Raw genomic sequence first — 21,610 nt, 5'->3', positions numbered from 1 at the left:
AGCATCGGCATGATATCATCCAACCATTTGGTCTTGCCGTGCAACAAATAATTGAACAGCAATCCGGCACCGATGGGCAAAATGATCATCTTGGTGATGCTCCACATCATGGTCAACACATCGATCTCCACGAACTGACCGGCCAACAGCTTCATCAACAAGGGGGTGACAAAAGGCGCCAACAGCGTGGCAATGGAGGTGATGGTAATGGAAAGGGCCAGGTTGGCCTTGGCCAGGTAGGCCATCACATTGGAGGCGACCCCGCTTGGCGAGCAACCGATCAAAACGATTCCCGCGGCAATCTCCGGGGTAAAACCACTGATATTGGCCAGAACATAACCGATGATCGGCATGATGGCCAACTGCGCGGTCACGCCCACCAATACCCCTTTTGGGGATTTGATGATCCCAGCGAAATCCTTGATGCTCATGGAGGTCCCCATCCCGAACATGATGATCTGGATCAAAGGGATGATCAACCCCGTCAGCTTAAAGTCCCCAATCTGAACGAAATATTGGGGCCAGTACAAGGACAGGGCCACCCCTGCGAAAATGAGTACAGCAAAAACAAAACCCTTCAACATCTTATAACCATTGAAACCAATGGCCAAAAGCACAAAAAATGCAATGATAAACGGGCCAGCTCCTGAAATGTTTCCTTGAAAAGCCTGATAAACAAAAATCAACAAGGCCACTACTGCCAAGCCCAAGGATATATTATGTAAAGTATTCTTTTTCAAAATCAAAAGTTTTAAATGTTAGTTTCGTTATTGTTCCTTTAGGGCAAAGGCGATATAATCCCCACCTGGTTTTTGCCCCCGACCTCCACCGGCAGCAATCACCACATATTGTTTTCCATCCACTTCATAGGTGATGGGTGTGGCAAATCCCCCTGCTGGAAGTTGATGTTCCCAAACCACTGCTCCGGTCTTTTTGTCAAACGCCCTTATTTTCTCGTCCTTTGTTCCTGCAATGAACACCAATCCACCTGACGTCACTATGGGACCACCATAACTTTCAGTACCAGTTATGGGAACTCCCTTTTCCGTAAGTTCCGGATATTCACCGAGAGGAACACGCCATAAATATTCCCCAGTGCTCAAATCAATCGCATTCAGGGTCCCCCAAGGTGGTTTTATGGCCGGATATCCATTCTGGTCCGTTAGTTTTTTCCATGTTTTGATGACATATTTGGCCTCGTAACCAAAACTTTTTTCTTTTTCCTCATTTTCTTGGATTGCCGTTTTTTCAGGATTGGCTGTTTGGTGCATTCCTGTGGGCAAATCCAAAATATAGGTGGCAATGGCCCTTTTCCCCTCTTCGGGAATATGTTGAAACGAAGGCATCCTACCTGTTCCAGATTTGAGCAGTTCCAAAATCTGTGTTTCCGTAAATCGTTCCCCAATACCCACAAGGCTTGGAAACTCAGTGGTGCCCGTTCTATCAACACCATGACACATGGCGCAGTTCCTTTGGTAACGCTCTTCTCCCGTCAAGACCTTTTCACGCTCCTTTCTTCTGGTTTCGGCGTCTTCCATCACTAAAAGCCAAGGATCATCATTAGAGTTTTGGTAGAGCACGCCGTCCAAATCAGTGGCATTGCCTCCCCACTCGGCTCCACCACTATATCCGAACATGATGGTCCCCTTTTCATTGGGCAGGGCAAATTTTTCATCTGTCCGATATTGGTCGTAGAGCTCCTTGACATAGGCATGCGATTCAGGAGACAAATCTGTAATGATATCCTCTGTAAAAACTTGATGTGACAACGGTTCGGGTTTCAAAGGAAACTTTTGTACCGGATAGGGATGTTCGCCTGGTAATCCTCCTTCTGTAGGAACCTGACGTTCCTCCATCGGAAAAATCGAAGTTCCGGAATCCCTGTCCAGAACATAAATGAGTCCGTCCTTGCTCACCTGCACCACCACATCCAACTTTTTACCATTGTGGGTTATGGTCGCTAAATTGGGTGGACAAGGCAAATCCCTGTCCCAAAGGTCATGTTGTACCGTTTGAAAATACCATTTTAGTTTTCCCGTTGATGCATCCAGCGCTACCACACTGTTCCCAAAAAGATTCTTTCCTTCCCTATTGCCCCCATAAAAATCCGAGGATGCGGAACCTGTACCAAAGTAGACCACTCCGCGATCTACATCCAAGGACATACCTCCCCAGCTATTGGCCCCTCCCTGTTCTTTATAGGCTTCTTTTGGCCAAGTATCATATCCTTCTTCGCCAGGTCGAGGTATGGTATGGAATGTCCACTCCAACCCTCCTGTGATGATGTTGAAGGCACGGACATCACCGGGAGCGGCATTGCCTCCTTCGGAAACACTGGAACCCGTGATGTACAAATCCTTGTAAACAATTCCCGGACTGGTGGCATTGACGGCCGCAGCACTGATGTCCACATCCAAACCTTCAGCCAAGCCCGTATGAAGGTCTACTTTTCCTTTAGTTCCAAATGTTTCAATTGCTTTGCCTGTTCTTGCGTTCACGGCATAGAGGAACGAACCCGAGGTATAAAGAATCCGTTTATCCTCGCCTTTTTCCCAATAGGTGATTCCCCTACTGGCACTGATGTTGTACCTTCGACCATCTGCCATAGGTTCAAACTTCCAAAGTTCTTCCCCTGTGGCCGCGTTCAAAGCAAAAAGGTTAAGTTCTGGCGTTGTGCCATATAGTATACCGTCCTTTACAATGGGTTGGCATTGGATGGCCTTTTGCCTTTTAGGTATTGCTCCATCTACATAGTCACGGGCATCATAAACCCATGCCACTTCCAAATTCTGGACATTTTCTTTATTGATTTGATCTAAAGGGGAATATCTTTTGTTGTTCCGATTGCCTCCATACACAGGCCAATCCTTTCCTGTTTCCAAATCGATGTATTCATCCTTTTCCGTTTCCACGGCACATCCGAATACTATAAAGCCGACCAAAACCGACAACATCATTCTTTGCATTTTAATTCATCCAGTATTTGAAATTCAAACTATACATTCCAAAACTTTCAAATTATCAGCTGGGTAGCCTATAGGCCTGACGTGCCAGAAGCACCATCTTATCATTTTCATCCAACTGGAACACCATGATGATCCCGATATGCACCTTGGCCGGTTGACCTGCATTTGTGGCATCGGCAGAAAGTATGTGCCTAACGATGGCGACATTTTCCGATATGTTCACACTTTGATTATCATTGGTAATGGACACAAACTGGAAGGATCCATTGACCACGTCATCAACAAATTCTGCCTTGTCCTGTATTTTTCCACTGGAGTGGCCATAGCTCAAATTGGTGGCCGTTATGGCTTTGAGTGTGACTTCGTCCCTTGCGATTACGGCATCATCAAACTTTTTAAGAGTCTGCAGTACCATTTCCTTATCCAATTGTTTCTGGTCCGTGGAAGAAGCACAAGATGTGATAGCTATCACCCCAATGAACAATATGATCTGTTTACTTATTCTTATCTTTCCCATAATCAGATCAATAATTGTTCTTTTTAAGATGGTCGTTCAATTCGGCGCGGGTCATCGGTAATTTGGTGTCAGGATACTTCTTAAGCCAATCCGTAAAATCGGCTTTGATCTCATCCGTCCATCGTGTATCGATTTGTCCAGCGGTATAGGTTTTCTCACGGAGTCTTTGGAAGCCGAACTCGTCACGAAGTGCCACCACTTCAGAGGAAATCACCAATTCTGCAACCAAGTGTGAGGGTATAAAAATAGTACCGTGTCTGTTCGCCAAGACCACATCGCCGGGCAGAACCGTGGCGCGACCTATGCGGATAGGTGCATTGATCGTGGTAAGCATTTGCTCTTGAAGGTAGGAAGGATCCTCATCACGGTACCAGCCATTGAACCCTTCAATTTCTAGGAGTCCGCCCAGATCGCGAACACCACCATCGAACACCACCCCGTTCTTGGAATTGGCATAAATGGCATTCCCCAAGTTGGAACCAATAAGGGTTCCGTCAATAATTCTTCCGTAGCCATCGGCCACATATACATCTCCGTTGACCAAAATTTCTATGGGCCAGGAATTGCTACCTCCAATGGTGTCCCTTTTTTCCTTGGCTCCTTGTAGTTTTACATATTCCTTTAGATCTGGGCGCAGGGGCACATATTGTGCGGTCACCACACGTCCGGTCATGACCCCTTCCGGATGGATGATCTTCCAGCCCCCTTCGTATTGGTTGTTGAATCCTTTTCGGCGGAGGTAGCCCCAAGCTTCCTCTATCCGTATTTTTTTCAGTCTACCCAACAGGGCGTCCGATACTTTTGGCCTGCCATCGGAAAAACGCTCTCCTTCCCATTGACTGGTCAAAGCCTTAACATACTCTGGGGACGAACCCACTTTTTGTGCGCTCATACCAAGTGTTACTACAAAACAGGCCAATAGCAACATGTTTTTCATTTGATCTTTTTTCATTTTAGATTTAGTTTGGTTCATCAAAAAATTTAATCAAAGCCCATGATCTTTGAAAAATTGACCATGGGCCTATCTTTAATTAACTAAACAACTTATAAACAACTTAGCTTCACTACTAGCTATAAGTTCTATCATGTGACCTCAACTCGTCCCATTCCTTGGTCGACTTGAAGAAGCTCTTATCGGTTGGGTGCAAGTGTTCCTTGACCACATCTTCGTTCAATTCAATTCCAAGTCCAGGAGCAGTCAACGGTACCGTGGCAAATCCTTTGTCTATCATTTTGAATCCACCCACGGTTGTTACGAGGTCTTCCCACCAGGGCAAATCCACGGAATGGTGTTCCAAGGCAAGAAAATTTTGGGTAGCTGCCGCACAATGTACGTTGGACATGAAAGAAACCGGGGTGCCTGCTTGGTGCATGGCCATAGCAATCCCGTATTCCTCGGCATAGTCGCCAATACGTTTGGTCTCCAGCAAACCTCCAGAAGATGCCAAATCAGGGTGGATAATGTCCACCGACCTGTTCTCGATCAAAGGTTTAAAATCTTTCAACAAATAAATGTCTTCACCTGTGGTGGTAGGGGTCTCAATTGCCTCTGTGATGGTCTTCCATTGCTCATGGTACTGCCATGGCACCATATCCTCAAACCAAGCCAATCGATATTTATCCAATTTCTTGGCCAATCGGATTCCATTGTTAAGGTCGAAGTGGCCATAGTGATCGGTTGAAATAGGAATATCATAGCCTACCATATTTCGGACATTTTCCACAATCTGGGCCAATTCATCCAACCCTTTCTCCGTAATCTGAATTTGGGTAAAAGGGTGCATGGTATTCCCATAGGACATCATGTTCCTACGATCTCCCCACTGTGCCAATACTCCCCTATCGTTTTCCCAAAACTTGCTGTTTACCACAGTTCCTGGTTTTCCCCTTAATTCACCGATGGAAACATCCATTTTTAGCCATGTGTAGCCCTGCTCCTTGGTCCTGTACTCGATCAACTTCTTTTGCTCTTCCGGGGAACTGGCTTCCGGGGTATCGGCATACATGCGCACTTTGTCCCTGTACCTTCCGCCGAGCAATTGCCAAGCGGGAACGTTATAGGCCTTGCCACAAATATCCCAAAGGGCCATTTCCACACCACAGACACCACCAGCTTGACGTGACGGACCTCCAAATTGCTTAATGCTCTTGAAGATTTTTTCCACGTTGCAAGGGTTCTCTCCCAAAATGCGGCTCTTGAGGAACAGGGCATAACGCACATCGGCAGCATCCCTGACCTCACCAAGGCCATAAATGCCTTGGTTGGTCTCTATTTTGATGATGGCCGTACCTCCCATAACACTGGTCAGTGCATAGCGCATATCCGTAATCTTAAGATCTGAGGGGGCAGACATTCTACTCACTTTGGATGTGGTCTGGGCAATGGTATCTTCAATGCCCAAGCCCATCATACTGGTCATGGCAATACCACCCAAAGCTGTCTTTTTCAGGAAATTACGTCTGTCATCCGTGGTCTTTGGGTTGTCGATTTCTACCTGTCTGGCCAGTTTATAATCGTTCTCTTCTTTTTTGTTCTTTGCGATAATGTGTTTCAATACCGATTTCATGCTTTTTTATATTTAATTTGATTTTTACTATTGGTCCCACCATACCCGGGTATCGAGATTATCCGGTCCCATTCGGGACACGGCCTCATTCAGATTGGCCCCATTTACTGCAATCTCCGCATTGGGGTACGTCAACCTATTGATGAAATCTCCTGTAATATCCTGACCTGGATAGGTATTCGGGGACAAATCGGGGAATCCCGATCTTCTGAAATTCGCGTAGGCTTCCGGACCATTGAGAAAGGAGGAAACCCAGTACTGCGTATTGATCAGTTCCAAATTGTTGGTCCCGTCCAAGGTATTGGCGGCCAAGTAGGTATCTATATCCGCAGCATCGATAGCTGTATCGGTACCGTAATCAGCCATTTGCTCCATGTTAGCTCGGATTCCAGCTTCAAAATAATCCTGTGGATCCCCTGTAACCCATCCTCTTTCAGCAGCCTCTGCCAACAGCAGTTGGGTCTGGGAATAGGTCAAAAGAAACTGGGGAGAACTAATGGTAACCATTCTGCTCCTGTCCACTTGGCTAAAGGCATAGAAACTTTCCAAGCCTAGGTCCGCGACCACGGGGTCAATAGACACATTATCGTACCCAACAGGCATCCCTATCTGATCTGCAGGATCCGTAGAGGCATTGTCCTCGGTCTGTTCGGCTCCAGATGCCGCTCCTACATATCGCACTGCGATAGATGCCAAGCGGGGATCCGAATTTGAGGAAAGATAATCCACAAAATACCCTGTCAAATAAAAGTTATTTGCTTCGGAACCATTAAGATAGCTCCCAATTGGGTTATTGAAATTGTTGTCATGCCTCACCACAAAATTATCGTCGTTGGATTCCAATACTCCTCCGTTGAACGCATATTGAACAGTTTCTTGGGCCAGTTGCGCGTCTACCTTCACCAATCGCATTCCTATCCTGAGCAAAAGGGAATATCCCAGTTTTCTCCATTGATCTAGATTTCCGGCATACATGACTTCCCCATCTTCATCTTCGGCGGCGTCTGAAAAACCCTCCACCGCTGCTTTCAGTTGGGCAATCATATCGGTATAGATGAATTCTTGGGAATCGTATTTAGGCAGTACAATTTGATCGGAGAAACCTTTACCTGCTTCCGAATACGGTACATCACCATAGGTGTCGGTCAATACCATAAAAGCATAGGACTGTACAATCGTGGCCATGTGCAAAAGATTGCTCCTTTCCGGTTTATCGGCCAATTGGGCAATCAAATCACCAGTATGTTTGATCACGTTCTCATAGTAATCGGTCCATTGCAGTTCGGTTGCACTACGGTTATCCTGGTTGTAGTTGGCACCTGTCAAAATCCCAGAGTTCGGGGTTACCATCTGTTGTACGATACCCATATCATAGATGACCTGTCCGTTGGAAAAGGACAAACCTATGATGGCATTGTTCAACAAAAAGGTCGGGTCGACGCTTTCACTGGTAGGGTCTACTGAATTGGTGTTTATTTCATCGAAATCCTTCTCACAACCAATAAAGAGGAACACAACCATGAGCATTGTTGCTATGATCTTTTTATTGTCTTTCATAATTCTTCTCTTAAAATTTTAGATTTAGATTAAAGCCCATGCTACGCGTTGTTGGAACACCGGTAGACTCCAATCCCGATACATTGTCCGAGCTGTAACTGAAAGAATCCGGATCAATATTATCCACCCATTTTTTGAGCAATAGCACGTTATTGGCCACAAAACTCAGTGTAGCCCCCCTCACGAAGGAATCCTCAGGAATAAACTTTCTGAAATCGTATCCGAGGGTCACCTGTCTCAATTTCCAATAACCACCGTTATACACAATGGGCTCTATGATCTGTGAAGACCTAACGACTTCCCAATACCTTTGGGATTCCGTGGCCACGGTATTGGTCTCTCCTGCTTGGTTTACCCCATCACCGATTACACCTGTATCCCTTCCTGGAAGGGTCATTTTGTGCAATCCATGGCGAACTGCGTTGAAGTTGGTTCCAGAGATCATCTTGTTGCCCAACTTGAAATCTATCAAGAAGGAAAAGTTGAAATCCTTGTACTTAAACGTGTTGGTAATACCTCCAACCCATTTGGGAAGGGCACTACCAAAGTATTGGATCTCGTCCGTTCTAAGGGCACGTCCATCGTCCCCAAAAATCTGTCTTCCTTGGTCATCGCGTTTATAACCAAAGCCCGCCAATTGTCCGATTTCCTCGCCAACCACTTGGTACAAAAATCCATTGAAAACGTGGTTACCCACTAAAATAGATTCCCCTGGAGTATCGGTCAAAAGACTGATCACCTTGGTCTTGTTGTACGAAGTGTTCACGTTCACATCCCACCGGAAATCATTGGTTCTGATCGGGTTGAGACTGAGCATGGCTTCTATACCATCACTTCTACTCTCCCCACTATTGATCAAGGTGCTCACAAATCCAGAAGCATTGGAGATTTGTGCTGGAATGATCTGATCGATCGTGGTCTTGCGATACACGGCAACATCCAATCCAACCCTATTATCGAACATTCTTAGATCAAGCCCGATTTCTGTTTCCTTGGTACGCATGGGCCTCAAATCAGGATTGGGCAACGTACTGGTATTGGCTCCTGCCACTGGTTGTGCATCCCCATCGATGTTTGGAAAAAAGTTGGAATTGATATCGTAGAACAAGGCGTCGGAATACGGAGGCACATCGGTATCACTACCCACCTCTGCATATGCTACGCGAAGTTTTGCGAACGTGAGCCAATCCGGTTGTTCCGCAAAGGCATTGGATACGATATAACTCGCAGAAACCGAAGGATACAAGATGCTCCTATTCTCTGGTGACAAAGTTGAAAACCAGTCGTTCCTCAACGTGGCACTCAAAAAGTAAGTGTCCTGAAAAGAAACATCGGCAGCACCATATAAAGAATTTACCGCACGCTCCGACAAACTATAGGAAGGGTCTTTTACACGGCCATTCTGTACGGTGTACAATCCCCTAATCACAAAATCGGTAACGTCCACCCTATTCACATCAAGGGTACGTTTCATTCTATTGCCACCAACATTCAGGCCAACGGAAAAGTCTTCGGAAAGATCCTTGTTGGCCGAGATAAGGAAATCCACATTGGTTTCCCTGAACCTCCTAGCTTCTTGGGTGTAAGTACCATTTACAAAACCCTCAGGTGCCGCGGCCCTTGATGCCTGACCTGTTGGGAATCCATTGTAGTCCTGGGCCCTTGACCAATAATCCTGTCCTCCACGAAGTTGGGCGTTCAACCAGGGAAGAATCTCATATTTAATGGCAATATTACCAAAAATACGGTCCCGCTTGATATTGTTGAACTGTTCTGATAGTGTAAAGTAAGGGTTTGTCCTGTTCCTGAATCGGGAATACACATATTCATTTCCGTTTTCATCAAACTTGTTCGCTTCCAACACATCCAAAGGCATGGAATTCGCCAAGTTGAACAAGGAAACCGGAATGGTGTTATCCTGTTGCCCAACGTTTGGAGGGTTGGTGTTTTTCTCGTTCGAGTAATTGATATGTGCTTCAAAACTCAATTTATCCGAAAGGTCATATGTGGTTCCTAAACTGATGGTGCTCCTAGCAAATTCATTGTTCGGGGTAATGCCCTCACTTTTCAAATTTGAAAGGGAAACATTGAACCCTCCTTTTTCATTTCCCCCGGCAAAGGAGATGGAATTGGTCACGTCCAAACCGTTCCTATAGAATTTTTTGATCCTATCGTAAACCGGCTCATAGGGAACTTCAAGTCCATTGAAAAGAATTTGGGTCATGCCCGGTTGAAAACGTTCCCCGAAGGACCATTGTCCAGAGGTAGGGTTCGCAGAAGTGGGTCGGACCCCATTTTCACCTTGTCCGTATTCGTACTGGTAATCCGTAAAATCCAATGGGGTATGGTTGGTCACGTTCAAATTATAGGTGATTCCCAATCCATCACCTGATCCACGGCTTTTGGTGGTGATCATGATGACCCCATCCTTGGCCCTAGACCCGTATAGTGCGGCTCCCGTGGCGCCTTTTAAGATGGTCATGCTTTCAATGTCATCCGGGTTGATACTGGAAAAACCATCACCACCATCCGAAAATACACCTCCACTGTTGGTTCCCACTTCGGTGCTTGTACTACCGGGACTGGTTCCAAAGGTTGTATTGTCTATAGGAACGCCGTTAACCACAATCAGAGGATTGTTGGTCCCCGAAATGGAAGACTGTCCACGAATCCTGACTTTGGAAGATCCACCAGGACCGGTACTCAGAGAAGAAATGTTGACCCCCGCCACTTTACCCTGAAGGGTGTTCATAAAGTTGGAAGACCGGTTCACATTGACCTCATCCGCATCCACTTGGGCCACAGAATAGCCCAGTTTTTTGGTTTCTTGCTTGATACCCAATGCTGTAACCACAACTTCGTTCAGGTTTTGGGTATCCTCCTGCAGTACCACATTCAAGACAGTGGATCCGCCTACGGGCACTTCCTTTTTGGCAAATCCAATGGAACTCACCACCAAAATTGCATTGGGGTTTTGAACCGTAATCTGATAAAGTCCATCAAAATCGGCCGCCACACCATTGGTGGTGCCTTTTTCAACTACGGAAGCTCCGGGAATGGGGGCTCCATTGGCGTCGGTCACTTTACCTGATATTGTGTTTTGAAGAGCCTTTGCATCGGAATATCCCGCTTTTGTCGGGTCATCCATAAGGTTGGGTCTAAGCTTCAACACAATCTGTTGTTTGTTGAAGACATAGAGGACGTTGGTGCCCTTAAATAACTGATCTAAGATTTCCGTGATCAGTTTTTGGTCTGCCGATACCGAAACCTTTCGGTGTGTATCGATTTTTTTGTTGTCGTAAAAGAACTTGAACTCCGACACAGATTCGATTTGCTCGAACACTTGCGCAATCTCCACATTATCCATGGCCAATGAAAGTCTGGTTTTCTGGGAATAGGAATTGGCATGTGTCGAGAAAAATGAAACTATAAAAAGAAAAACGGTCAGTTTCACGGTTAACGACAGGTTGTTAGTTAAACAAGGCAGAGTGCGCTTGATGTAATTTTTCATACCTTTGTAATGTTTTTAGTTAACTTATTTTTTTAAGTTGATAATCTCAATCGGGAACATGTTGCAGCATTTCCCGATTTTTTTATGTGCATTTATTTCATAGGCAAATCAGGGTTTTGGTTATTTAATATGGTTATTTGCTTTCCTTCTATTTTATAATCGAATTTGGTTTCCGATACAAAGGTGTTGAGCACCTCCTCCATAGATTCCACATCAAAGGTTGCCGTGAAGATTCGATTGTTCAATGCTTCGTTCCTGTTTTCTATGGAAACTCCGTAATGTCTTTCCAGTTTTTTGATGATGTCCTTGAACTTCATCCCCCTCAATACAAGTTTACCCTGCATCCAACTGGTATACAGGTCGGTATCCACCGCTTCGGTTTTAGCGGACTTGGCTGCTTTGTCCCATTGGGCCATGTGACCAGGCTCAAGAATTACTGAGGAAATATCTTCACTGACATTGTCCGGAGTAGCGTTGACCCTAACCGAACCTTCCACCAATACTGTGTTGATGTTTTCTTCTTCGGGGTATGCCGAAACGTTGAACTTTGTTCCCAATACCTGGACATCCATGTTATCACTGGTCACCACAAAGGGATGTTCCTTGTCCTTGGTCACTTCAAAAAATGCCTCTCCTTGCAAATAGACCTGTCTCTTTTTGCCCGGTAAAAAGGTTACCGGATATCTTAAAGAGGATCCTGCATTCAAAAATACATGGGTATTATCGGAAAGAATGATGTCGAAACGCTGGCCATTGGGTATGGTCAAGGTATTATAAACCAGTTCATCCATATTTTCATTGTTCGCGTAGTTCAGTTGGTGACCACTCCTTTGCCCAAGTTTGTTTCCTTGTTTGTCCACCAATTCTTGTTGGCCAGAGGATGAAAGCTCAATTTTTTCACCATTGTCGAAAACAATCACAATACCCTCCTGTTGCTGAACGGTATCATCTACAATCGTTTCATTATTGAAGTTTTGGTTCCAATAGAAATACCCGGCAGAAAGGGCAACGACCAATATGGCCGCATACTTGTAGGTAGCCCTCAGCATTTTTCTGGTCTTGGTCCGTTTGGTTGATGAATATTGCATCATCACCTTTTTCCAAGCCTCATTCGGGTTCAATTGAGCCAATCGAGAAATATCACCACCATTTTTATAGTAGTTTTCTATACTTTGATATAGAAATTGGTTCTCATCGGACTCCGATAACCAATTATCCAACTCGGACTTTTCCGATTCACTAAGTGTTGAAGTAAGCTTTTTGTATACCAACAAGGCAATTTCCATAGGAACTCTACTTAACGGTGATGGCACCTTTTACCTATAGAATTATCAAAACAGAAAAACGGGTAGCGGAAATTTGTTAAAAAATCAATTTTTAACACTTAAAAAAGTAACAATGACAATAATCAAGCTAAAAAAATATGACCCACTTAGTGTGTGGCGAAGTATTTTGAAGGCTTTTTTTAAATGGTATTTTACTGTGTTCGTGGATATTCCCATGATATCCGCCGTGCTCTTGTACTGTAGGCCTTCAATGATACAAAGTTCAAAAACCCGTTTACTTTGTTCGGGTAATATGTTGAGCGCCTTTTGAACTTTTGCCCTTTCTTCCCTATCAATGAGTTCTTGTTCATAAGAGGTATCGAACAGAGAAATAGCATCGTCCAGTTTTCGAACCTTTTGTTCCGATTTTATTTTTTGCAGACTTGTGTTTTTTACCGCCACTTTAACGTAGGACGCCAAATTCTCAATCTTGTTCAAATCGTTACGGGTAAGCATTTTGACCATGACATCCTGTACTACATCCTCTGCTGCCTGCATGTCATGAAGAAATGCAAAGGAGAGCATGCACCATTCTTGGTAGTGCTCCAAAAAAATCTTCTTAATGGTATCTTCGGTCGGTCTTTTCATTGATCAAAAAACGCACCCTTAAGATTGAGGTTGCTTTCTATTGAGAAATAGATAAAATAAGCGCTAAAATTTTGAAAAATCCATCTAATATATTCAAATAATTCTGAATATGTAAAAATCGACCTAAAAAGAATTAAGATAAACTTCTGCTAACCTTTTATTTATTCTTTATTATATTATGCCTTTTCTTAAACTTTAAGATGCAAAAACCATGAATCTGAATTGTTGAAAACTACCTGCATGGTTTCAAAAACTGTCAAGCGGATAATTTGGGCTCCAACCACAACCAGCCCATGCACAATAGAAACAATACAAAAAACCAAGTCGGCGGAATAGGTTCCAGCGTTTGGGTTGAAGTTATTTTGCTTTCCTCTACGCTTTTCCCCATTCCAAATTCTCGCAGATTGGCTTCCAAAGTCCGGTTTTGAGAAACCGTTTTTCGTTGAAAATCATCATACACATAATAATGGAAATCAGCAGCGGAGTCCTTTTGCATTTGCAGTTGATTCCAGCCTGGGTTCCTAGGATATGTGGTCCCCTGCCATACTGTTGGAATTTCCAGATTTTGAATAAGGGGAATTACAGCCTCATCGGATTTAACATATGGTGTGGGCAAGCCTGTTCTCAACTTAAAATGAGAAGGTTCGTCCGGTCTAGAGATTTCGGTGACAGACTCCCATTCGGCAAGCTTTTCGCTTTTACGGGCAATTCCGTTCAAAATTTTGGACCATAATTGGGCATACAATCCTTGGTCCCCTTCTAAAATGAGTTGGTAACTATTTTTCAATACCGTTGTGGCTATCCTACCTTTTCCCTTTACCAAATAGGAAGCTATGGGTACTGAATCCATCAAAATGGATTGGGCTGGAAAACTCCCTTGAAATGCATAAGGGTATTTTTCCAAGGTATGGGAAGGCCCATCAAAAGTAACCTTCTCGGAATAATCCGGTACAAACTCCAAAAAAGCGCTTTTTGAACGCTTAAAAAAAGAAGCGTTGGGTTGTACAAAAAGCCCCAACCCATCATCCTTAATACTTTTTTCGAGAGCCGAACGTGAGGAATTATTCAAATTGTAATAGGAATCCGCATCAATGATGAGCAGGTCCAACTCTTCCAAAGCCTTTTGGGTAAACTGGTAAATAGGATTGGCCGCCCCATTAAAATACTCAAATTTATACTTGTTCTTGGTCAACTGGGAACGTACCGAAACTTGATGGCCCATTTCTGCCAAATAGTTTTTCAAGTATTTGGTTTCAAATGTAGGGAAATCGTTAACTATCAATACTTTTAAAGGTTCTCTTTCCTCAATTTCTACTGGCAAAGGTTCTATCGACACCATCGCCCCACTTGAGTCTTTTTCCACTAAGGCATATTCAAATCTGCCGCCGGCCTTGGGCCTTGTATTCAATGTCACTTTCGTATATGTACTATCTTCAAAAAGTACGGAATCCAAAGGATTGCCCCCATTGTCCAACAGCACGGCCCAATGATTTTTTTCAGGTTGAACATATTTGGCCATCACCTGAAAGCCATCACCCAAATTGATAGGGCTATCATGCTGGATCTCCGACCAACCTTTTGTTTCATCTGCTCCTAAAAACGTTATGGACTCACCCTGTAATTGCCAAAAATCGAAGGGTTTCAATCCATTTCCCAAGAGGAACAGCGAATCGGCTTCATCCGTGACCGTCATCATTTTTCCGGGTACATATTGTTCTACTGGAATGCGCTTGTATTTCGATTTTAAGCTATCCAGTTGAGTTGATCGGAATCCTTCTGTCAATACAACACCCCTACCTTTGGCTTGCTCTTTTGGAAGGGCTGGTTTCAAAATGATCAAGGCCAAGCAAGATAGCCCGATAAAGGCCAATATGATTTTAATCCAAAATCTTCTTTCTCTTCTTTGTGACCATTCTTTCCAAATAAAAATGGTCCATAAGACAGCCAAGCCCAAAACTATGGGCCACAGAAATTTTGGGTTCAATAGGGTCAGTCCATCAATCATTCTTACCCAATTCGTTTATGAATAACCTATTGATTTCATCCTCATACTGGTTTCCCTTCCCTGGGTTGTTTTCAACCTGAGGCAACACAGAAAGCAAGCTTTTTTGAACGGTAGCATAATGCTCCTTTGTTCGGTTGGTGGACTTGTCCAAATCTCGCAGCCCTTGAAGCACTTTTAAATATTTCACTGGTTCTTCAACGGCTTTTTTGGCCAATTCGTTACCTGCATTTTGAAAGAGGTCCCTATCCGATTCCGTAAACTCAGTGCCTTTGATCAGCTGCTCCAATCTTGCTATAGCCTTTCGGGAAGAAGCAAAGGACATCTGGTACTCAAACTCTTGTTTTTTGTCATAGTTGGAAATGGCTTCAATATCTCCCGTAAGTCTTTTTTCTTCCTTGATAGGCGGTGGGTCAAAGCCTATTCGGTGCACATAGATACGGGCACTGTTCTTGATTTCTTGAATGATCTTTAAGGCCTTGTACTGATACGGTAACGATTTCTCCGGCTGGTACAATCTGAGGTACAGTTCCGCATCCCACATAATGCTCAGGGCATCCCTGAGCTTTGCTTTCAATGATTTTTCGAACAAGGTGGATTCCTCTGGGTCATCATGGTTATGGAGGTAATCGTGCAAAGGGTCTTCCTCTCCTCCTTCTTCATTATGCCCTTCATGTTCTTCGACCAGATTGTGTTCGTTGTCGCTATCGTGTTTATGGCTATAGGCATCCAAAAGATCTTTTTCTTCGCCTTCCTCTTCCTCGTGTTCGCTTTCAACGGAACTCACCTGACCCGGGGCGGCCTGTAATTCCGTTTCATCACCCATGAACTGACCGTATTTTAAACGAAGAGATTTTTGGTCAAAGCCCAGTTCATTGCTCTTGAACTTAAAATCCTTTTCAGAAAGGCTGGGCCGGTCCTTGATCAATTTTTCGGTATCGATAATCAACTGCCGCTGACTTCTAAAATAATCGGGCATTTGATCTACACCCAAAGTGCTTTCCACAGCAAAATCATCGGTAATGGTGTCGCGAATAACAGCAAAGTATGTCTCACTTCTCGAAATATTGGGAGTCGGAATTTTATTGTCCTTAGCCTCCACATAAAAGTAAAGCTCATCCCCTGGATCCATTTTCAGTTTGTCCAGATCTAAAAGCTTTTTCAGTTGCAATTGTTTTTCTCCTTTGGAAAGTGTACCGTCAAAACGAATGGTCTCCTCACGAAACTTGACCGATTCCCCTGAACCTTTGCTCACCGTGGCCACAATGTAAGCATCATTGATTCCAAAATCGTCCGAAACCTTGGTATTCAAGGGTAATTGCTTGGCATCATCAAATTCAAAATAACTGTATTGGTCCAACCCATCGATTTCAACCAAGGGAGTTTGATCTTCAATCGCTTCCAAGGAATACAGATCGGTCACAAATTTGTTTCCGTTTGCGTCCTCAAAAGAAAAACTATAAAACCCTGATGTTTCCAATGTTTGGGAAAGATTAAAACCTCCATTCTTTTGGCTCAGGGTAAATATTTCTCCCATCCTGTCCATGCGAACGTTGGAAACTTCCCCGTCAAATTCCAATTGCCACGAAATCACAGCACCAGTTACGGCGCTAATATTCGGGTTCTCCGTACTTACATTGGCGATTCCCGTATAATCAGGTTGATGAATGGTAATCTTTGTCGAACTCAGTTTGGGGATTGCTGCATTGGTTTCCACGGAATCCAAAGGAGCAAATTGTATGCTTTGAGGAGTTGAAGGTGTTTGATCTTTTGGTTGAAATTCCTTCAGCATAAACTGGGTGGCCAGTCCGATCATGATCAACCCGAACATCACCATGGCCGCCATGGGTAACTGATGCGGAGGTTTCAATTTGGCAATGACGGCATCCAATTGTGTTGCCACTCGATAGCGTTGCAACTTGGATAGATTGGAAAGTTCGGATGGTGACATCAGCAACAGGGCACTACTATAACCAGCTTCCGGCACATGGGCATCCACATAGGCAACCGTTTGTTCCGAAGACAATTTCCAAGGCTTGAAAAGCAATAAAGCTACTGCCATGCCCACTACAAAACCTAAAATCCCAAGATAGAAACTTTGGCTCGCCAAATAGGAAAGACCGGCAACACCTACAGCATACAACACACATTCCGTGTACTGCACCAGTTGCCATCGCCTTTTAAAGTCGTTCAATCGCTTATCCCCCATCATTGCCTTTTTACATATGCGGTTACACGTTCCACGACCATAAAAATCACCAGTATCCAAAACACCCATTGGGATACATCCAGTAGTGTAGTCCTTTCCTTTTTCTTGGGTTCTCCAACATAGTTGGGCTTTAGTTCGGCAACGTCCATTTGGCGCTGATCATATTGGGTTACCAATGGTGTTACGGCCGCATCCAAATCCAAAAGGCGTAGCAATTGCTCCGTAAAATGTTTTTGGGTGGTGTTCTCCGTATTCAATGTTGAAGTGAGCCAATACACATTGGATTGGCCGCTTTCCTTAATCAATGTATTGGACAATATATCTTCTTTGAATACTAACCATTTTCCCGGTTTGGGCTCCCACTTTTTCTTACGAAGCCAAATGTTCAATCCGACTTCATTTTCAACATCAGCATCAACGCTTTGGACCTGAATTTTTCGATCCAAAAACTTCGAAAGCGCACGAAAGGAAGCTTCCAGATATTGCCGATCCGTCTCGAATTCCGTATCCGCCATGATGTTGACATGAACCGTATCCAAATCTACTAAGGGTACAGTTTGCATATTCCCATCAACCTCTAATTTCAAACTATCACCTGCATGGGAAAATCCATCGGATAGTGTTTGCTTTTTGAAATAGGTGGTTTGTCCGTTTCCTTGCAATGAAACCAATTCCATATCCTTTTCTCTTTGATAGGCCAAGAGTGGCTTTTCAAAAAGGGTATCGGACTCCATTACTACCCAATGGATTTTTTTGCGCGTTTTGGGCCTCATGGATTTTACACCTTCCACATATGCCCTGGTGAAAACCACGATACTGTCCGAAGCCAAAGAATCCATTCTTTGTACCAACTGCCAATATTGCGGAACCATAGGTTCCGATGGTAACTCAAAATCCTGTTCCCATTCCGGAAACCCTTGTTTTAGGAGCAAAACTTGGGATGATTCGCTTAAACTATCCAGTAAACCCATCAACGAGGAATAATTGGCCAAAGAAGGCTCCACCAAATAGGTAATCTGCTTTTTATTGTGTTGGATGCGCCATTGCGGGCCAGCCATCAACAGTAAGACCAATGCCAAAATCAGCATCCGAAGCAACAGCAACAACCATTCGTTCAGTTGAATGCTGCTGGATTGTCTGGAATTGGATTCGTCCAACAATTGAACACTCCCAATTTTAATGGTCTTTGCCTCCTTTTTACTCCACAAATGAATGGCCAGGGGAACCAAAAGTCCCAATAAAGCCCACAAATATGTCGGATGCGTCAAAACCATTAATTGAGTCGTATACGTTCTTTTAAAAACAATTGCAGGGCATCTCCCAAATGGGCATCCATGCGAAATACATAATGGCTAATGCCTTGGGAAAGCAATCTTTCCTTGGTGCGGGCAATTTTATCCTCCAAAGCCTTCAAATAAGCTGCTTTGGCTTTGTTGATATCCACCTTGACCTTGGCCCCGGTTTCCAAATCTTCAAAAGTGACGGACTTTTTAAAATCAAAATCCATTTCGTTTCCCGCCATGATCTGGATGACCACCACCTCGTTGTTAGCCGTTTTCAAGCTCTTGACAAAATCCGATAGTTCCGTAGTTTCCTCATACATATCGGTCAAGAAGAAAACCAATTCCTTGGTGCCCCTGTTGTGTATTCGTTTTGCCGCCACGGAAAGTTCCGGCCATTTTCCTTTGGAAGAAATTTGAAGAAGTTCCAACAACATTCGGTTGTAATGTTTTTGGTCAGCCTTCGGATAGATGCTCACAAAGTCATCTTGGTTCAAGGCAAACAATCCAACGGCATCCCCTTGTTTTTGGGCCAAATGCGACAAACAGGCCACCAAAATCCTAGCAAATTCTAGCTTAGAGACCCCATTTTCAGTATGTTCCATGGAGGCACTGGCATCCACAATGAATTTGACCACAACCTGACTTTCCACTTCGGATTGTTTGATGTAATACCTTCCCGAGCGTGCCAACATTTTCCAGTCCAGCAATCTTAGGTCGTCACCGGGTTCATAACCGCGGTATTGACTAAACTCCATACCAGGACCCACGCTCTTGCTCCGGTGCAGCCCGGACAAATAGCCTTCCACCACAATACGGGATATCAGGGAAAGTCCCGACACCGTATTGATGATCTCTGGTTTTAATAGATCGTGGTAGTCCCTCGTGGCCATTTAATATTGCTTTTTAATCTCTCTAAGTTTTTTAACCGTTTCTTTTAAATCTTGATTTGTCCAGCCTTTGGTTGAATATTGCTTTACTTTGGTTTTCCCACGCTGTTCAATTTTAATACAGTGACCAATAAGTGAAGAAATTCCAATACCATTTCCGTAATAGTCTACGGTTAATTCATTTAGGGGCACTTGAATTGAAATTTCCTTATTGTCAAAGTTTAAATAGGAAATTTCAAAATTGTTGTTGACCAATTTAATATTAGTTAAATATTGACTCATGGCATTGTAATTCATGAGAACAAATGTCAAATAAAGAAGAATTGTAAATAACCATAGATAAGGAAGGTTGATTGACAAAACAATCAAACAACCTATGATAACATATACCCGCGGAGAATTCAACGACTTTAAAAACCTTGATTTAAAGTCAATAGGCTCTCTGATTAATATTACTTCAAGCTTATTCCTCAATTTTTTTTTGTTAAATCAACTTCAATTTGGTTATCACCTTCTATTTGAAAAATCCCTATTTTCCATCCTTTAGTTTGATGGCATCCAAAATGTGCTGGGTCACTGCATCGGATGTGATATTTTCGGCCTCGGCCCTAAAATTGACCAAAACTCGATGTCGTAACACGGGCAATGCCACCGTTTTAAGGTCCTCCAAAAAGACCGCCAAGCGTCCTTCCAAAAGGGCATTGGCCTTGGCCGTCAAGATCATGGCCTGTCCTGCACGGGGACCTGCCCCCCAATCCACCCATTGTTTTACGTAATCCACAGCAGTGGTATCGGGTCTCGTGGCGCGAATCACATCACTCACATATTGAATAAGTCCGTCGCTTATGGAAACCTCTCGTACCAATTGCTGCAATCGCACAATATCGTCACCAGTAATCACTTTGTTCAATTGCGCCTTTTTGGTTCCTGTGGTCGCCTTCAAAATGGCTGTTTCATCTTTGTCTGTGGGGTACCCAATTTTGATGTACAGCAAGAATCGATCCTGTTGCGCTTCGGGCAATACAAAAGTTCCGGATTGTTCAATCGGGTTTTGGGTCGCCAAAATGAAAAAGGGTCTATCCAAAGGATAGGTCTTGTCCCCATAGGTCACTTCAAATTCCTGCATGGCTTCCAAGAGGGCCGCCTGTGTCTTAGGTGGGGTCCTGTTGATCTCATCCGCCAAAATGATATTGGAGAAAATGGGACCCTTGTTAAACTTGAAGAATTTTTTACCCGTGGTATGGTCTTCCTCCAATATTTCGGTTCCGATAATATCAGAAGGCATCAAATCGGGCGTAAACTGTATCCGTTTGAATTTTAAATCGATGGCATTGGCGAGGGTACGTATCATCAAGGTCTTGGCAAGTCCGGGTACGCCTTCCAAAAGGGCATGACCGCCGGCCAAAAAGGTAATAAGCAATTGGGACACGGTTTCTTCCTGCCCGATGATCACCTTGCCTATTTCTTTTTTGAGCGCCTTGAGCTTATCGGAGAGCCCCTCCACCTCGCTCGCAATTTGTTGTAGTTCTTTGTCCAAGTTAGTATCGTTAAGAGGTTAGGGCATAAAGGACAATATTCACCGCAAAACGGGTATTGTCAATTTTATACCATCGTTTGTTCCTAAAATCGTAATCCCATTCGCAACCATAATCCTTGTTGCTGTAGAGCACCCCAATGCGCCCATTGATGATGATGGCCTTGAGGTAATCGTGCACCAGGTCATCCCCCCAACCATTCAGTTCTTGGGAAGTGGTGGGCGGACCGTCCTCGAACTCAAAAAAAATGGAATAGATCTCATGATCGTTCGGGATTTTTTGCAGCTGACCCGGTCCAAAGATCTCTTCCATCTGCCGTTCAAAGGATTTGGCAAAAAGCCCATCGATGTCGTGGTTGCAATCATCAGCAAAAACAAATCCGCCATTGCGGACGTATTTCTCAAAATTCTCCCTTTCCTTTTTGGTGAACTGGACCAACTTATGCCCCGAGATATAGCAAAAGGGACTTTTGAAAATATCGTCGCTCGCCAAAGTGATGATCTTTTCTTGGGTATCCACTTTCAAGGTCGTATACTCGACCAACGAATTCAACAAATTGGAGGGCATGCGCTGGTCCACGTCCCAATCGCCGGATTCGTATTGCAAACGGGTGAAAAAGAATTCGTTGTCCAATGCCATAAAGGTAGTAGGCTAAAATAAAAA

The 21,610-nt window shown here is 44.0% G+C and carries 16 protein-coding genes; all 16 read right to left on the bottom strand.

Going from position 1 to position 21,610, the window contains the following annotated elements:
• Positions 1 to 740 (bottom strand): bile acid:sodium symporter family protein (locus tag D2U88_RS08330; protein WP_147378562.1); only part of this gene is annotated, 740 nt, incomplete at its 3' end.
• Positions 741 to 767: 27 nt separating this feature from the next.
• Complete coding sequence (locus D2U88_RS08325) at positions 768 to 2,957, bottom strand: pyrroloquinoline quinone-dependent dehydrogenase (RefSeq protein ID WP_220473495.1); 2,190 nt, start codon at positions 2,955 to 2,957, stop codon at positions 768 to 770.
• Between the two features lie 64 nt (positions 2,958 to 3,021).
• On the bottom strand, positions 3,022 to 3,483 hold the full coding sequence (locus tag D2U88_RS08320) for a nuclear transport factor 2 family protein (protein ID WP_119639895.1): 462 nt from the start codon (positions 3,481 to 3,483) through the stop codon (positions 3,022 to 3,024).
• Positions 3,484 to 3,490: 7 nt separating this feature from the next.
• Entirely contained in the window at positions 3,491 to 4,435 is a 945-nt protein-coding gene (locus D2U88_RS08315; protein WP_182859134.1) for an RraA family protein, read from the bottom strand.
• Between the two features lie 115 nt (positions 4,436 to 4,550).
• Positions 4,551 to 6,050 carry a mandelate racemase/muconate lactonizing enzyme family protein gene (locus D2U88_RS08310; protein ID WP_119639894.1) on the bottom strand — a complete coding sequence of 500 codons (1,500 nt, stop codon included), beginning with the start codon at positions 6,048 to 6,050 and terminating at the stop codon, positions 4,551 to 4,553.
• 27 nt (positions 6,051 to 6,077) lie between these two features.
• Complete coding sequence (locus D2U88_RS08305) at positions 6,078 to 7,607, bottom strand: SusD/RagB family nutrient-binding outer membrane lipoprotein (RefSeq protein ID WP_119639893.1); 1,530 nt, start codon at positions 7,605 to 7,607, stop codon at positions 6,078 to 6,080.
• Between the two features lie 10 nt (positions 7,608 to 7,617).
• On the bottom strand, positions 7,618 to 11,118 hold the full coding sequence (locus D2U88_RS08300; RefSeq protein WP_119639892.1) for a SusC/RagA family TonB-linked outer membrane protein: 3,501 nt from the start codon (positions 11,116 to 11,118) through the stop codon (positions 7,618 to 7,620).
• A 92-nt stretch (positions 11,119 to 11,210) separates the two neighbouring features.
• Positions 11,211 to 12,404: a FecR family protein gene (locus tag D2U88_RS08295; RefSeq protein WP_119639891.1), complete on the bottom strand. Its 1,194-nt coding sequence runs from the start codon at positions 12,402 to 12,404 to the stop codon at positions 11,211 to 11,213.
• 84 nt (positions 12,405 to 12,488) lie between these two features.
• The gene (locus D2U88_RS08290; RefSeq protein WP_119639890.1) at positions 12,489 to 13,031 is read right to left on the bottom strand and encodes a sigma-70 family RNA polymerase sigma factor; all 543 of its coding nucleotides are present in this window, start codon (positions 13,029 to 13,031) and stop codon (positions 12,489 to 12,491) included.
• Positions 13,032 to 13,287: 256 nt separating this feature from the next.
• A complete protein-coding gene (locus D2U88_RS08285) occupies positions 13,288 to 15,036 on the bottom strand; it encodes a hypothetical protein (protein WP_119639889.1) in 1,749 nt (582 codons plus the stop codon).
• Positions 15,029 to 17,242, bottom strand: coding sequence for a tryptophan-rich sensory protein (locus tag D2U88_RS08280; RefSeq protein ID WP_235855755.1), 2,214 nt, complete (start codon positions 17,240 to 17,242; stop codon positions 15,029 to 15,031). Before D2U88_RS08280 ends, D2U88_RS08285 begins: the two co-directional genes overlap by 8 nt.
• Positions 17,242 to 18,510, bottom strand: a complete 1,269-nt coding sequence (locus D2U88_RS08275; protein WP_182859133.1) for a BatA domain-containing protein — start codon at positions 18,508 to 18,510, stop codon at positions 17,242 to 17,244. The genes D2U88_RS08280 and D2U88_RS08275 overlap by 1 nt, the downstream gene beginning before the upstream one ends.
• A 5-nt stretch (positions 18,511 to 18,515) precedes the next feature.
• The gene (locus D2U88_RS08270) at positions 18,516 to 19,415 is read right to left on the bottom strand and encodes a DUF58 domain-containing protein (RefSeq protein WP_119639886.1); all 900 of its coding nucleotides are present in this window, start codon (positions 19,413 to 19,415) and stop codon (positions 18,516 to 18,518) included.
• A complete protein-coding gene (locus tag D2U88_RS08265; protein WP_147378561.1) occupies positions 19,416 to 19,694 on the bottom strand; it encodes a hypothetical protein in 279 nt (92 codons plus the stop codon).
• Between the two features lie 247 nt (positions 19,695 to 19,941).
• Positions 19,942 to 20,949: an AAA family ATPase gene (locus D2U88_RS08260; RefSeq protein WP_119639884.1), complete on the bottom strand. Its 1,008-nt coding sequence runs from the start codon at positions 20,947 to 20,949 to the stop codon at positions 19,942 to 19,944.
• Positions 20,950 to 20,959: 10 nt separating this feature from the next.
• Positions 20,960 to 21,580, bottom strand: coding sequence for a DUF4159 domain-containing protein (locus D2U88_RS08255; RefSeq protein WP_119639902.1), 621 nt, complete (start codon positions 21,578 to 21,580; stop codon positions 20,960 to 20,962).
• Positions 21,581 to 21,610: the final 30 nt, after the last annotated feature.

It is taken from the genome of Flagellimonas aequoris, from assembly GCF_003584165.1.
Lineage (GTDB): Bacteria > Bacteroidota > Bacteroidia > Flavobacteriales > Flavobacteriaceae > Flagellimonas > Flagellimonas aequoris.
Note: the sequence above shows the minus strand (reverse complement) of the source record. Positions and strands in the feature narration are given on the sequence as shown.

What these genes read in the sequence shown, in the direction of transcription:
- D2U88_RS08290 (WP_119639890.1), bottom strand. Translation starts at nt 13,031, where the DNA reads ATGAAAAGACCGACCGAAGATACCATTAAGAAGATTTTTTTGGAGCAC.
- D2U88_RS08315 (WP_182859134.1), bottom strand. Translation starts at nt 4,435, where the DNA reads ATGAAAAAAGATCAAATGAAAAACATGTTGCTATTGGCCTGTTTTGTA.
- D2U88_RS08305 (WP_119639893.1), bottom strand. Translation starts at nt 7,607, where the DNA reads ATGAAAGACAATAAAAAGATCATAGCAACAATGCTCATGGTTGTGTTC.
- D2U88_RS08325 (WP_220473495.1), bottom strand. Translation starts at nt 2,957, where the DNA reads ATGATGTTGTCGGTTTTGGTCGGCTTTATAGTATTCGGATGTGCCGTG.
- D2U88_RS08295 (WP_119639891.1), bottom strand. Translation starts at nt 12,404, where the DNA reads ATGGAAATTGCCTTGTTGGTATACAAAAAGCTTACTTCAACACTTAGT.
- D2U88_RS08310 (WP_119639894.1), bottom strand. Translation starts at nt 6,050, where the DNA reads ATGAAATCGGTATTGAAACACATTATCGCAAAGAACAAAAAAGAAGAG.
- D2U88_RS08265 (WP_147378561.1), bottom strand. Translation starts at nt 19,694, where the DNA reads ATGAGTCAATATTTAACTAATATTAAATTGGTCAACAACAATTTTGAA.
- D2U88_RS08285 (WP_119639889.1), bottom strand. Translation starts at nt 15,036, where the DNA reads ATGATTGATGGACTGACCCTATTGAACCCAAAATTTCTGTGGCCCATA.
- D2U88_RS08320 (WP_119639895.1), bottom strand. Translation starts at nt 3,483, where the DNA reads ATGGGAAAGATAAGAATAAGTAAACAGATCATATTGTTCATTGGGGTG.
- D2U88_RS08270 (WP_119639886.1), bottom strand. Translation starts at nt 19,415, where the DNA reads ATGGCCACGAGGGACTACCACGATCTATTAAAACCAGAGATCATCAAT.
- D2U88_RS08300 (WP_119639892.1), bottom strand. Translation starts at nt 11,118, where the DNA reads ATGAAAAATTACATCAAGCGCACTCTGCCTTGTTTAACTAACAACCTG.
- D2U88_RS08280 (WP_235855755.1), bottom strand. Translation starts at nt 17,242, where the DNA reads ATGGGGGATAAGCGATTGAACGACTTTAAAAGGCGATGGCAACTGGTG.